Source organism: Streptomyces sp. NPDC001515, from assembly GCF_053597115.1.
The window spans coordinates 59,767-73,563 of sequence record NZ_JBSFHN010000026.1 but is presented as its reverse complement, the minus strand read 5'-3'; the positions used below and the strand labels follow the sequence as shown (position 1 = coordinate 73,563).

The 13,797-nt window shown below is 74.0% G+C and carries 10 protein-coding genes; 7 read left to right on the top strand and 3 right to left on the bottom strand.

The features are described from left to right. Positions 1-61 precede the first annotated feature (61 nt). Complete coding sequence (locus ACWCXC_RS25830) at positions 62-1,720, bottom strand: acyl-CoA dehydrogenase family protein (RefSeq protein WP_450682050.1); 1,659 nt, start codon at positions 1,718-1,720, stop codon at positions 62-64. 25 nt (positions 1,721-1,745) lie between these two features. Then, positions 1,746-2,357, bottom strand: coding sequence for a TetR/AcrR family transcriptional regulator (locus ACWCXC_RS25825; protein ID WP_450682051.1), 612 nt, complete (start codon positions 2,355-2,357; stop codon positions 1,746-1,748). 73 nt (positions 2,358-2,430) lie between these two features. Between ACWCXC_RS25825 and ACWCXC_RS25820 the strand changes: the two genes are divergently transcribed. The 5 genes from ACWCXC_RS25820 (at position 2,431) to ACWCXC_RS25800 (ending at position 9,045) form a co-directional block, all read left to right on the top strand. Beyond that, positions 2,431-3,957, top strand: a complete 1,527-nt coding sequence (locus tag ACWCXC_RS25820) for a class I adenylate-forming enzyme family protein (RefSeq protein ID WP_450890676.1) — start codon at positions 2,431-2,433, stop codon at positions 3,955-3,957. 59 nt (positions 3,958-4,016) lie between these two features. Beyond that, on the top strand, positions 4,017-4,619 hold the full coding sequence (locus ACWCXC_RS25815; RefSeq protein ID WP_450682053.1) for a TetR/AcrR family transcriptional regulator: 603 nt from the start codon (positions 4,017-4,019) through the stop codon (positions 4,617-4,619). 282 nt (positions 4,620-4,901) lie between these two features. Beyond that, the gene (locus ACWCXC_RS25810) at positions 4,902-5,828 is read left to right on the top strand and encodes a TauD/TfdA dioxygenase family protein (protein ID WP_450890675.1); all 927 of its coding nucleotides are present in this window, start codon (positions 4,902-4,904) and stop codon (positions 5,826-5,828) included. 152 nt (positions 5,829-5,980) lie between these two features. After that, on the top strand, positions 5,981-7,279 hold the full coding sequence (locus ACWCXC_RS25805; RefSeq protein WP_450890674.1) for an MFS transporter: 1,299 nt from the start codon (positions 5,981-5,983) through the stop codon (positions 7,277-7,279). A gap of 53 nt (positions 7,280-7,332) precedes the next feature. Beyond that, positions 7,333-9,045, top strand: a complete 1,713-nt coding sequence (locus tag ACWCXC_RS25800; RefSeq protein WP_450890673.1) for an aldehyde dehydrogenase family protein — start codon at positions 7,333-7,335, stop codon at positions 9,043-9,045. Between the two features lie 17 nt (positions 9,046-9,062). Here ACWCXC_RS25800 and ACWCXC_RS25795 read toward each other — a convergent pair whose 3' ends face one another. Next, positions 9,063-10,958: an alkyl/aryl-sulfatase gene (locus ACWCXC_RS25795; RefSeq protein ID WP_450890672.1), complete on the bottom strand. Its 1,896-nt coding sequence runs from the start codon at positions 10,956-10,958 to the stop codon at positions 9,063-9,065. 164 nt (positions 10,959-11,122) lie between these two features. Here ACWCXC_RS25795 and ACWCXC_RS25790 point away from each other — a divergent pair, with 164 nt between their 5' ends. Together ACWCXC_RS25790 and ACWCXC_RS25785 are read left to right on the top strand one after the other, a co-directional pair. Then, the gene (locus tag ACWCXC_RS25790; protein WP_450890671.1) at positions 11,123-12,136 is read left to right on the top strand and encodes a LuxR family transcriptional regulator; all 1,014 of its coding nucleotides are present in this window, start codon (positions 11,123-11,125) and stop codon (positions 12,134-12,136) included. A 162-nt stretch (positions 12,137-12,298) separates the two neighbouring features. Beyond that, positions 12,299-13,795, top strand: coding sequence for a hypothetical protein (locus ACWCXC_RS25785; RefSeq protein WP_450890670.1), 1,497 nt, complete (start codon positions 12,299-12,301; stop codon positions 13,793-13,795). Positions 13,796-13,797 lie beyond the last annotated feature (2 nt).

The window sequence follows — 13,797 nt, the reverse complement described above, 5'->3', positions numbered from 1 at the left end:
GGGGCCCCGCCCCGCCCCCCGCGCGTCCGTGGCGCGCGGGGCCGGACGGGGCCGGTCCGGGTCAGACGGGGGTGCGGGCCAGCAGCGCGGTGAAGTCCGTGCCGGTGGGCAGCGTCCCGAAGGCCAGCCCCCGGTCCCCGGCCAGCCGTGAGGCGCAGAAGGCGTCGGCGACGGCCGCCGGAGCGTGCCGGACCAGCAGCGACCCCTGGAGGACGAGCGCGGCGCGTTCGATGACGCGGCGGGCACGCAGCGGCGCGTCCTCGGTGAGGACCATCTCCCGGCGCAGCTCCCGCCAGGCGGTGTCCAGCCGGCGGTCGCCGCCGGACGCGGCGTCGATCTCCGCGGCCAGGGCCTCCAGGGACTCCGGCTCACGGGCCAGGGCCCGCAGCATGTCCAGCGCGTTGACGTTGCCGGACCCCTCCCAGATGCCGTTGAGCGGGGCCTCCCGGTAGAGCCGCGGCATGCCGGACTCCTCGTCGTACCCGTTGCCGCCGAGGCATTCCAGCGCCTCCGCCACCGCGGCGGGCTGCCGCTTGCACACCCAGTACTTGCCGACCGCCGTGGCGAGCCGGAGGAAGGCCCGCTCCCCGGCGTCCCCGCGCTGCGCCCGGTCGGCCGCCCCGGCCAGCCGCAGCGCCAGCGTCGTGGCCGCCTCCGACTCCAGCGACAGGTCCGCGATCACATTGCGCATCAGCGGCTGGTCGATGAGCTTGGCGCCGTACACCGAGCGGTGGCGGACGTGGTGCGTCGCCTGGGCGAGCGCCGCCCGGGTGCCGGAGGCCGAGCCGAGGACGCAGTCGAGACGCGTCATGGTCACCATGTCGATGATGGTGCGCACCCCGCGCCCCTCGTCGCCGACGAGCCAGGCCACCGTGTCGTCGAACTCCGGCTCGCTGCTCGCGTTCGAGCGGTTGCCGAGCTTGTCCTTGAGACGCTGGATGCGGAAGGTGTTGCGGCTCCCGTCGGGCAGCACCCGGGGGACGAGGAAGCAGGAGAGCCCGGCCGGGGCCTGGGCGAGCACCAGGAAGAGATCGTTCATCGGGGCGCTGGTGAACCACTTGTGGCCGCGCAGCCGCCAGGTCCCGTCCGGCTGCGGGGTGGCGACGGTGGTGTTGGCGCGCACGTCGGTGCCGCCCTGCTTCTCCGTCATGCCCATGCCCGCGAGCAGACCCGGCTTCTCGGCCGGGGTGCGCAGCCCCGCCTCGTACACCCTGCTGGTCAGCAGCGGCTCGTAGATCTTGGCGAGGTCGGGGGCGTGGCGCAGTGCGGGCACCGCCGCGTACGTCATGGAGACCGGGCAGCCGTGCCCCGCCTCGGCGCTGCTCCACACCATGAACCCGGCCGCGCGCGCCACGTGTGCCCCGGGGCGCTCGTCGGCCCAGGCGGCCCCGCCGAGCCCTTCGCCGATCGCCACGTCCATCAGGGAGTGGTAGGCGGGGTGGAACTCGACCTCGTCCAGGCGGTTGCCGTAGCGGTCGTGGGTGCGCAGGCGGGGTTCGTGGCGGTTGGCCTCGTCGGCCCAGCGCTGGACCTCCTCGCTGCCGGCCCGGCGGCCCAGCCGGTGCAGATCGTCGAGATACCACGGGGCGCCCTCACGGCGCACCCCTTCGAGCAGGACCGGGTCGTCGGCCACGTCGTGGCCGGTGAGCGGCGGGGCCTGGTTCGTCACCTCGTGGGTGGTGGCGGTGGGGTGGCTGTGCGGAGCGGGGCTCGCGGGCATGAGGGTCCTCCTGTGCGGTGACGGATCAGGGGCGGGGGGCGGCGCCCGCGCAGCGCAGCGCCATGGCGGCCAGCTCGTCGAGCAGGCTCTCGGTGTCGCCGACCCCGGGGTCACCGAGCGGGGCCACCAGGACCTCGCCGATCGCGCCGGTGAGCGCGGCGGCGGTGATCTCCCCGTTCTGGGGCGGCAGCAGGCCGTCGGCCATGCCCTCGCTGATCACCTCGGCGAACAGCGCGCGGTAGCGGCGGCGGAAGACGAGGCGTTCCTCGCCGACCGGGGGATCGGCGGGCGCGGCGAGCAGCGCGTAGGCCAGTCCGGGGTTCTCCAGCGCGCGGCGGGCGAAGGTCCGCACGCCCCGCACGAGCCGTTCGACCGGCGTTCCGGTGGTGGCGAGCACGGCGGAGAGCACCTCCACCTCCCGCCCCGCCGCCCGGCGGAACACCTCGACGGCGAGCGCGGACTTCGACGCGAAGTGCTGGTACACCGACCCCGCCGAGATGCCGGCGGCACCGGCGACCGCCGTCACGGAAGCCCCTGACCAGCCGACTTCCGCGACGACATCGGTCGCCCGGGTGACGAGATGCTCACGTGCCGATTCGAGGCGCTGGATTTGCGCCGGGGTCTTGCGGTAAGCCATGGAAGAAGTGAAGCATCATTCATAGTTTCCCGACAAGGGCCGGACGCGCCGGTCCTCGATCCCTGGAGCACGTGTGCATCTCAGTGCCATGCTGGACGGTGTCGTACGCTCGGCCGCCCGCGAGGAAGCCCTTGTCTACCGCGACCGGCGGTGGACCTACCGCGAGTTCGACGAGGCCGTGCGCCGTGCCGCCACCCTGCTGCGGGAGGCGGGGCTCGGCCCCGGCGACCGCCTGGCGGTGATGACGCACAACACCCCGGCCTTCCTCTTCGCCGCCTTCGGCGCCTGGCTGGCCGGGGCCACCCTGGTGCCCGTCAACCACAAGCTCCGGACCGCCGAGGTCGCGGACCAGCTGCGCCACTGCGGTGCCCGGCTCGCGGTGGTCGACCAGGAGATCGCCGAGCGGGCCACCGCCGCCGACGCGGACGTGCGCTGGCTGGTCAGCCACCCGGACGCCCCGGCGGACGAGGCACCCCAGGGCTCCTTCGAGGCGCTGCTCGCGGCGGCCTCCGTGTGGCATGGCGAGCCCGGACCGGACACCGGCATCGCCCAGATCCTGTACACCTCGGGCACCTCCGGCCGCCCGAAGGGATGCGTGCACACCCACCGGGGCATCGCCCTCACCGCCACGTACACCGCGGCCACCCTGCCCCTGCGCCGCGACGAGCGCTTCCTGGTCTGCATGCCGATCTGGCACGCCTCCCCGCTCAACAACTGGGCCCTGGGCACCCTGCTGCTCGGCGGCACGGTCGTGCTCCAGCGCGAGTACGAGCCCCGCACCATGCTGGAGACCGTGGCGCGCGAGCGGATCACCGCCGTGTTCGGCGCGCCGGTCGCCTTCATCGCCCCGGTGCAGACCGTGCCGGACTTCGACGCCTACGACCTGTCCTCGGTCCGCTCCTGGATCTACGGGGCCGGCCCGATGGACGCCGGCACCGTCCGCCGGCTCATGGAGGCGTACGGGTCGCCCGCCTTCCACCAGGTCTACGGGATGAGCGAGATGGGGCCCGTGGGGGCCTCGCTCTCGCCCGACGAGCAGGTGGAGAAGGCCGGTTCGATCGGGCGCGGCGGCATGGTCGGCGTCGATCTGCGGGTCGTGACGCCGCGGGGGACGGACGCCGCCGCCGGGGAGACGGGGGAGATCTGGCTCCGCTCGGACACCCGCATGGTCGGCTACCTCGACGACGAGGCCGCCACCGAGGCCGCGTTCGAGGACGGCTGGTACCGCAGCGGGGACCTCGGCCGGATCGACGAGGACGGGTTCGTCACCATCGTCGACCGGCTCAAGGACCTGATCATCACCGGGGGCGAGAACGTCGCCTCCCAGGAGGTCGAGGGCGCGCTGCTCGCCCACCCCGACGTCGTCGACGTCGCGGTCGTGGGACGCCCGCACCCGCAGTGGGGCGAGACGGTCGTCGCCGTCGTGGTGCCGAAGGAGGGCGCCGCGCCCGGCCTGGACGACCTCCGCGCCTGGCTGGAACCCCGCCTGGCCCGCTACAAGATCCCGCGCGAACTGGTGCTGAGCGAGGCCCTGCCCCGTACGCCCTCCGGGAAGATCACCAAGCACGTGCTGCGTGCCCGGCTGGCGGAAGGGTCCTGACGGGGCCGCCGCCGCACCCCGCGCGGGGCCGCCCGCCCCACCCGCGTAGGGTCGGCGGCATGGCCGAGGAGCGGGTGAAGGGCGTGCGCAGGGGGCCGGGACGGCCGCGCGAGGAGCGGGTGACCGGCGCCGTGCTGGACGCCGTCGTCGCGCTGGTCGCCGAGAGCGGCATGGGCGCGCTGACCATGGACGCCGTGGCGGCGCGGGCCGGGGTGAGCAAACCCGCGATGTACCGCCGCTGGTCCACCAAGCAGGATCTGATCATCGCCGCGGCCGAATCGCGCATCGGACCGCTGACCGTGCCCGACATGGGCGATTTCCGCGCCGAACTGCGCGCCGTCCTCACCGCCCGCGCCCGCGCCTACCGCCAGCCCGGCATCGACCGGCTGCTCGCCGGCGTCATCGGCTCGGCGGCCGAGGCGGGCGCGGAGCCCGGCGCCTACCGGGACTACACCGCGCGCGTGATGAGCGAGACCCGGCATCTGCTGGAGCGCGGCGTCCAGCGGGGCGACGTGCGGCCGGACGTCGACATCGACGCGGCGGCCACCCTCGTCGCGGCCTCGCTGGTGTTCCGGATGGTCGGTGAGCAGCGGCAGCCGGACGACGCGCTCGTGGACGCGGTCGTCGAGCTGATCGGGCGGGCGGTCGCGGTCCGGCCCTGAGTCGAGGGGGCGGGTCCGAGGCCCTTCGAAGGAGGGCCGGCAGCGGTCGCGGGGAGGGTACGGCCCGGGGCCGCACCCTCCCTCCGGCATGCCCGCACACCGGTCGGCGCCGCCCGCTCCCACCGGCCGACCCCCTTCGTACGCAGGGGTGTTCACGCTCCGTGGCCCCGACGGACCGGTCCCGAAGCGGAGCGGAATCTTTTCCTCCCACCCCCTTGCCCCCGCGCTGCCCAATATCGATACTGCCGGTTACGTAATCAATGTCGATTGTGGGAGGAACCCATGGCAGCCGCCATCACCGACGGCCCGAAGCCCGTACTCGACAAGCCGCTCATGCGCTACGGCCGCAGGACGCTGGACCGGCTCGCGCCCGGCACTCCCGAGACGCCCTACCGCGCCCTCGGCATCACCCCCCTGACCCCGCTCATCGGCGCGGAGATCAGCGGCGTCGACCTGACCCGGCCACTGGGCGAGGAGGTCGCCGAGGAACTGCGCCGGGCGCTGCTCGAATGGAAGGTGATCTTCTTCCGCGGGCAGACCGGGATGGAGCCGGGCCACCACCTCGACCTCGCCGCCGTCTGGGGGCCGCCGGAGGCCAACCCGTTCTTCCCGAAGGCCGGGACCGCCGGCGTCTCCCGGCTCGCCAAGGACGCCATGGCCGTCGGCAACGAGAACATCTGGCACAGCGACCACTCCTTCATGGCCGCGCCCGCCCTCGGCTCCGTCCTGCGCTCCGTCGAGGTGCCCTCCGCCGGGGGCGACACCATGTGGGCCGACATGGGTGCCGCGTACGACAACCTCTCCGAGGAGATGAAGACGCGCATCGAGTCGCTCACCGCCGTGCACGACTGGGTACCGAGCTGGGGCTCGACCATGACCGAGGAGCAGATCGCGCACTTCCGCGAGACGCTGCCGCCGGTCGAGCACCCCGTCGTGGTGCGCCACCCGCGCAGTGGCCGCAAACTCCTCTACGTCAACGAGCCGTTCACCACGCGCATCGTCGGCCTCACCGACGCCGAGAGCCGCGCCCTCCTGGACGAGCTGGTCCTCCAGGCCCGCGTCCCCGAGTTCCAGGTCCGCTTCCACTGGGAGCGGGACTCCGTGGCCGTCTGGGACAACATCGCCACCCAGCACTACGCCATCAGCGACTACTACCCGCGCCGCCGCGTCATGGAGCGCATCGCCGTCGCCGGCGTCCCGCTGTCCTGACCCCCGGGCCCCGCGTCCGGAACGCGCCGCCCGGCGCGGCCCTCCGGACGCGGCCCCGGCCCGCGCACCGCCCGGCGACCCGTGCGCGAGGTGTCCGTCCGCCCCTCGTCCGTCCGCCCCTCACCCGTCTGCCCGCTCTCCCGGAGGACCCCATGAACGCGGCTCCGACTCTGTCCCAGCAGTCCTCCACGCCCACCGGCCGCCCCGACGGCCGCCGGGCCTGGACCGTGACCGCGCTGCTGGTGGTCTTCATGATGGTGAACTTCGCGGACAAGTCCGTCCTGGGCCTGGCCGCCGACGAGATCCGTGCGGACCTGCATCTGAGCGCCACCCAGTTCGGCCTCGCCAACAGCGCGTTCTTCCTGCTCTTCTCGGTCTCCGCCGTCGTCGTCGGCCTGGTCGCCGACCGGGTCTCGTCCACGCTCCTGCTGCTGGTGATGGCGCTGCTCTGGTCGGTCGCCCAGGCGCCGGCCGCGCTCGGCGGCGGGCTCGGCGTGCTGGTCGCCTCCCGCGTCGTGCTCGGCGCGGCCGAGGGACCGGCCTTCCCCGTCGCCCAGCAGGCCACCCTCGCCTGGTTCCCCAACCACCGGCGCAATCTGCCCGGCGCCCTGATCACCCTCGGCGTCACGCTCGGGGTGATCGTCTCCGCCCCCGGCCTGTCCTGGGTCATCGAGCACCACGGCTGGCGCTCCGCGCTCTGGGTCCTCGCCGCCGCCGGACTCCTCTGGGCCGTCGCCTGGAGACTGCTCGGCGCCGACGGCGCGCACGCCACCGGCGACAGCGCGCCCGCCGCCGGGGCTCCCACGCGGAAGGCGACGCCCGTGCCGTACCGGAAGATCCTCGCCACCCGCACCTGGACCGGTGCCACGCTCGCCTACTTCACCAGCTACTGGTCCGTGGCCCTGATGCTCGTCTGGCTGCCCTCCTACCTGCGCAACGCCCTCGGTCACCCCGCGCACACCGCCTCCGTCCTGGTCGTCGCGCCCTGGGCGGTCGGCGCCGTCGCCCTGCTCGCCCAGGCCGGCATCACCGGCCGGCTCATGCGCCGGGGCGTCGGCAGCCGCCGCGCGCGCGGTCGGGTCGGCGGCTGGCTGCTCGCCCTGGGCGCCGTCTGTTTGCTCTCCCAGGCCCTGGTCGACGACCCCACCGGGAAGACCGTCCTCGTCTCGCTGGGCTTCGGCTTCGGCGGCTCGTACGCGACGGTCGCGGCGACCACCGTCGCCGAACTCGCCCCCGCCGGACGGGGAGGCGGGGCGCTCGGCGCCATGAACGCGGTCGTCACCGCCGCCGGACTCGCCGCGCCCGCCGTCGTCGGCGCCCTGGTCGACGCCCAGGGCAACCACGGCTACCACCTCGCCGTCACCCTGTCCGGAGCCCTGCTCGTCATCGGCGCCGCGGCCTCGTTCCTGCTGATCGACCCGGCCCGCGACATCGCCCGGCTCGCCCGCTGATGCCCGCACCCGACCGCCCCCGCCCCTCCGCCCCACGCCAAGGAGCCGCCCCCGTGAGCACCACCACGGAACCCGACACCGCCCCCCTCGACCGGGCCGTCACCGCCCTGCGGGCCGGCCGCGAGAGCTGGGCCGCGACCGGCACGGCCGAACGGATCGCCCTGCTGGAACGGATGATGCCGCGCATCGCCCGGGGCGCCCCGGCCATGGTCGCCGACGCCGCCCGCGCCAAGGGGTACGAGGCAACCTCCCCCTGGGCCACGGAGGACTGGGTCACCGCACCCTGGGCCCTCGCCCAGACCGTCGGCGCCTACCTCCATGTGCTGCGCCGGCTCGCCGACGGCCGCGACCCGGTGCCCGCGGGGGCCGTCCGGGAGCGCCACGGACGCACCGTCGTCGACGTCTTCCCCGCCACCGGCACGGACCGCCTGCTCCTCAACGGCTTCTCCGCCCAGGTCTGGACGCTGCCCGGCACCACCCGGGACCAGGTGCTCGCCCGCGCCGCCGGGACCTACCGGGGCCGGCCCGCCGACCCGGGTGTCGCCCTGGTGCTGGGCGCGGGCAACGTCGCCGCGATCACCCCGCTCGACATCCTGCACAAGCTCTGCCAGGACAACCAGGTCGTCCTCGCCAAGATGAACCCGGTCAACGCCTATCTGCGCCCCCACTTCGAGGCGGTCTTCCAGGAGTTCGTGGACCGGGGCTGGGTCCGCTTCGTCGACGGGGGCGCCGTTGAGGGCGCGTACCTGACCGCGCACGAGGGCATCGACACCATCCACGTGACGGGCAGCGAGCGCACCCACGACGCCATCGTCTGGGGCACCGACGAGCACGCCGCGCGCCGCCGCCGCGAGGACACCCCGCTGAACACCAAGCCGTTCACGAGCGAACTCGGCGGCGTCAGCCCCTGCATCGTCGTCCCCGGCCCCTGGAGCGACGCCGATCTGCGCTACCAGGCCGAGCACATCGTCACCAGCAAGATGAACAACTCCGGGCACAACTGCGTCGCCAGCCAGATCCTTGTGGTGCCCCGCGACTGGGACGGCACCGACCGCCTGCTCGACGAGATCCGCCGGGTCCTGCGCCGTCTCCCGGCCCGCACCGACTACTACCCCGGCGCGGCCGGCCGGCTCCGCGCCGTGGTGGACGCGCACCCCGGGGCCGAGCACCCGGCGGGCCCAGGCGGCGCCACGCTGGTCGCGGACGTCAGCGGCGAGGGCGATCCGATGCTCACCGACGAGGTGTTCGCCAGCGCCCTCGGTGTCGTCCGCCTCGAAGGCCGTGACCCGGAGACCTTCCTGCGCCGGGCCACCGACTTCGCCAACGACACCCTGCCCGGCACCCTCGGCGCGACCCTGCTCGTCCACCCGCGCACCGAACGGGCCCACCGCACCGCCGTCGACACCGCCGTGGCCGAACTGCGCTACGGCACCCTCGGGGTGAACTGCTGGTCGGCCTTCGGGTTCCTCCTCGGCTACACCCCCTGGGGCGCGTACCCCGGGCACACCCGGCAGGACATCGGCAGCGGCGTCGGCTTCGTCCACAACGCCTTCATGCTGGAGGACGTGGAGAAGACCGTGCTGCGGGCCCCGTTCGCCCCCGCGCCCCGGGGACTGCTCACCGGCGCCCCCTCGCTCTCCCCGCGACCGCCGTACTTCGTGACCAACCGGACCGGACGCACGACGATGCGGCGGCTCACCGGGTTCACCGCCGCACCGAAGGCGTCGAAACTGCCCGGCATCTTCCTCTCCGCGCTGCGCGGCTGAGCGGCCGGGCGCCGATGTCAGGGCGTCACGAGCGCGAAGTCCGGGTCCGGGGCGCAGAGATGGCCCAGCAGCTCGGCGATCCTCGCCGGGTCGCCGGTCACCTCGGCGCGCGCCGCGAGGTCCGCCGGGGCGAGCTGTCCCAGGAGAACGGACCGCAGATCCTCCTCGTCCAGGGTCACCTCGACATCGGGCTCCACGGCCGCCGGTCCGCCGGCGGCCGTGTGCGTCAGCACCCCGTTGCGCAGCCGCAGCACGATCGCGTCCCCGCCGCGCACCTTCCAGAGGACCGCAATGTCCGCGTCCCAGCTGCGCGGGCCGTCGACCCGGATGCACAGCGCGTCGAAGAGCTGGTCCAGGCCGAGCGCCCGCAGGAAGTCGGGGGAGGCGGTCGTCGTCGGCGTGCCGACCGCGCCGTCGCGCAGCTCCAGGGCGCCCATCAGGAAGAAGTTGCGCCAGGTGCCGTTCTCGCTGCCGTAGCCCAACTGCTCCAGCGCGTCCGCCTGGAGCTCCCGCGCCCCGGCGTGGTCCGGCTGTGCGAAGACGACGTGGTTGACGACCTGGACGACCCACCGGTAGTCGCCCGCCCCGAAGGACGCGCGCGCCCGGCGCACCACCTCGTCGGCGCCGCCCATGAACTCCACGTACCGCCGGGCCGCTTCGACGGGCGGGTGCTCCCACAGATGCGCCGGGTTCCCGTCGAACCAGCCCAGGTAGCGCTGGTAGATCGCCTTGGTGTTGTGGCTCACCGAACCGTAGTAGCCATGGGTGTGCCAGGCCCGCTCCAGGGCCGGGGGCATCCGCATCGCCTCGGCGATCTCCAGCGGGGTCATGCCCTCGTTGATCATCCGCAGCGTCTGGTCGTGCAGATAGGCGTAGAGGTCGCGCTGTTCCGACAGGAAGGCCAGCACCCGCTCACGGCCCCAGACCGGCCAGTGGTGGGAGGCGAAGGCCACCTCGGTCCCGTCACCGAACAGCGCGACGGCCTCCGTCAGATACCGCGCCCAGACGCGCGGGTCGCGGACCTCCGCGCCCCGCAGCGTCAGCAGGTTGTGGAGGTTGTGCGTGGCGTTCTCCGCCATGCAGAGCGCGGAGCGGCCGGGGAAGTGGATGTTCAGCTCGGACGGCGCCTCCGTGCCCGGTGTCAGCTGGAAGACCATACGGATGCCGTCGACCGTCTCCGTCTGCCCCGTACGGGTGATGTCGAGCGTCGGCGGGACGAGTCCGACCGAACCGGTCGACGTCGTCTGCCCCAGCCCGGCACCGATCTGGCCGCGCTCGCCCTTGGGCAGCGCCGCCCCGTACATGTACGCGGCGCGGCGGGCCATCGCCGTGCCCGCGTACACGTTCTCGCTCACCGCGTGCTCCAGGAAACCCTCCGGCGCGAGCACCGGCACCCCGGCCGCCACGTCCTCGTCGGTGAGGACGCCGCGCACCCCGCCGAAGTGGTCGACGTGGCTGTGCGTGTACAGCACGCCGGTCACCGGACGGTGCCCGCGGTGGCGCCGGTACAGGGCGAGCGCCGCCGCGGCCGTCTCGGCGGAGATCAGCGGGTCGATCACGAAGACGCCCCGGTCGCCCTCCACGAGCGTCATGTTCGAGAGGTCGAAGCCCCTGACCTGGTAGATCCCCTCGGTGACCTCGAACAGACCGTGGTCGCGGACCAGCCGGCTCTGCCGCCACAGGCTCGGGTTGGCCGTGGGCGGGCAGTCGTCGTCCAGGAAGCCGTAGGCGTCGAGGTCCCACACGGTCCGTCCGTCGGCCGCGCCGATGATGCTCGTGTCCGACGTGCCCAGGAACCCGCGACGGGCGTCGTCCAGATCCCGGGTGTCGTCGAACGGGAACCGGCTCAGCACCGACTCGTTGGCCCGGCCGATCGCGGGCTGGGCATCCTTGGGCGGCGTGTTCCCGGTCATCCGTGCTCCCTGTCCGTCGGAGAGCGGCCCGTCGGCCGCCCGGACCGCCAGCCTCGCCCCGGGGACGGCCGTCGGCCAGCAGGGCTGCGCCGAACGGATCACCCGAATGCCGCCGCCCGATCCGACACTTGTATGACCTGCGGGAACAGAGGAGAATCGCGCCAGTGGGGTGGACGGAGCAGGACACGCAATGGCAGGCGCTGGGTCTCGGAGCCGATGAACTCCGGGTGTACGAGGCGCTGCTCGACCCACCCGCACCCGCCTCCCGCACGGCGCTCGCCCGGCGCCTCGGACTGACGGTCCGCCGGGTGACCAACGCGCTGGCCCGGCTGGCCGGACAGGGATTCGTCCATCCGGCCCGGCGCGGCACGGCCCTTCCCGACGCCGTGGCCCCCGCCACCGCGCTGCGCAATCTGATCCATCTGCGCCAGGCCGAACTGCTGCACCGCTCCGCGGAACTGGAGGAGCTGACCGGCTCCGTCGACCGGATCGCGGCCCGGATCCAGAGCGCCGTGCCCACCGCGGGCACCACCGGGATCGAGGCGGTCCGGGGCGGCCGTGCCATCGCCGCCCGGGTGGCGTCGCTGCTGATCTCGGCGAGCGAGGAGGTCGTCCTCCTGGACCGCCCGCCGTACGCGTCGAGCGAGCCGAACGGCATGCCCGCCCCGCTCGACGTCACCGAACCGGTGCGGCGCGGGGTGCGGGTGCGGGTCGTGGTGGACCGCGAGGGGCTGCGCTTCCACGGGCGGGCCCGGGGCCTGGGCGAACTGGCCGCGCAGGGCGTACAGATACGGGTGGGCAGGGACCTGCCCACCAAGCTGATCGGGATCGACCGCCGGGTGACCCTGCTGCCGCCGACCGACGCGGCGGATCCGACGGCCTCCGCCCTGGTGGTGAGCGACGCGCTGCTGAGCAACGCCCTGGTGCCGCTGTTCGAGGGGATCTGGGAGCGCGCCCTGCCCATCGGCTCCGTGGTCGAGGAGGAGATCACCGACGAGGACCGGGAACTGCTCACCATGCTCGCCTCCGGCCTCAAGGACGAGGCGATGGCCCGGCGGCTGGACATCCACGTCCACACCGTGCGCCGCCGCATCACCCGGCTGATGCGCGCGCTGAACGCGGAGACCCGCTTCCAGGCGGGCGTCCAGGCCGCGCTGCGCGGCTGGCTCATGGCCTGACGCCGGGGTGCTCGGCAGCGCGGACCCATAATCATTTCGGTTTGTCCTGCCCCGTCCGATACGCATAGATTCCCCGGGCCTGCCGCCGGCGAGCCGTTCCCCCTCGGCTCGCGGACGCGCGGCACGGCGACCTGTCGTCATCGGCTGGGAGGCCCCGCCCACATGTCCCGAACCGTCGACCGATGGACCACCGCGCTGCGCGACGCCCGCCGGGCGGGCACCCTGTGGCCGTGGTGGCTGGCGGCCCTCGCCTCGGCCGGCGGCTACGCCGTGGCCACCGTCTTCCATCCCGGCTACCTCAGCGCCGACAGCAACACCCAGCTGGGGCAGGCGCTCGGCGACGAGCCCGTCAACGACTGGCACCCGCCCGTGATGGCGCTCGTCTGGCGGGCCGTCATCGCGGTCACCGGAGACTTCGCCTCCCTCGCCTCCCTCCAGGCCGCCCTGCTGTGGGGCTCCCTCTGGGTGCTGGCCCGGCTGGTGTGGAAGCACACCGGCAGCCGCGGCCTCTCCCTCGCCCCGCTGGCCGTCGGCTTCGCCCCGCACCTCATGAACTTCACCGGCGTCGTCTGGAAGGACGTGCACCTCGCGTACGCGCTGCTCGCGGTCCTCGCCGTAGCCCTGACCGTGCGCGACCTGCCCCCGCACCGGACGAGGACGCGCTGGGCGCTGCTCGCCCTGGGGCTGCTGCTGCTCGGCTACGCCGCCCTCGTACGCAAGAACGGCCTGCCCGCCGCGCTCCCGTTCCTCGCCCTGCTCACGCTCACCGCGTGGCCCGCCCCGGGCCGCCGCCACTGGGTGGCCGCCGCCGGGGCCTTCCTCGCGGTCGTCCTGGCCGGCGGCGCCGCCGTGGACGCCGCCACCTCGCCGCTGCCGACCCGCGTCTACGCCGTGATCCCGGTCGACGACCTCGTCCACGTCCTCACCCCCGAACAGGTGCGCGCCGCCGCTGAACAGGCGGGCGCGAGCCCCGATCTGAGGGACGGTCTGGTCACCGCCGCCACCGACTGCGCGCGGCGCGGGATCACCTCCGACGCCTACCTCCAGTGCTTCCCGCACCGCCGGCCCTTCGACGTCACCTATCTCGACCGGAACGCCGACGTCGTCGTGCGCATGTGGACCCAGCAGATGCCCCGGCACTGGAAGGGGTACGCCGAATACCGCGTCCGGGTCTTCAGCAAACTGCTGTTCCGGAGCAACCAGGTCTTCTGGAACGGCACCCGCGCCAACGCGGGCGTCGAGATCAACCCCGTGGCCCGGCGCGAGCCGCTCAACGACACGCTGCGGGCCGCGCTGGGGAACTACGTGACCGGCGCCCACCGCGATCTGCCGATGCTGTTCCAGGGCTGGTTCTGGCTGGCCGTATCGCTCGTCCTCGTCCTGCGCCGCCGGTGGGCCGGCCCCTTCGGCCGCGAACTGCGCCTGCTCGGCGCCAGCTCGCTGCTCTACATCCTGGCCTATCTGCCGACCGCCCCCGAGTCCAACTACCGCTATGTGTACTGGCCGGCGCTGGCCGGGACCGTCGCGCTGACCCTCGTCGCCGTCGGCCACGCGGCCCGGCGCCGCGCCGCGCCACCCGCCCCGGCCGCCACCCGCCCCGGCGTCCCGCAGGCCGGGGGCTCGCCCGAGACCGTGCCGGCCGCCGCGCCCGTCGGCTGACC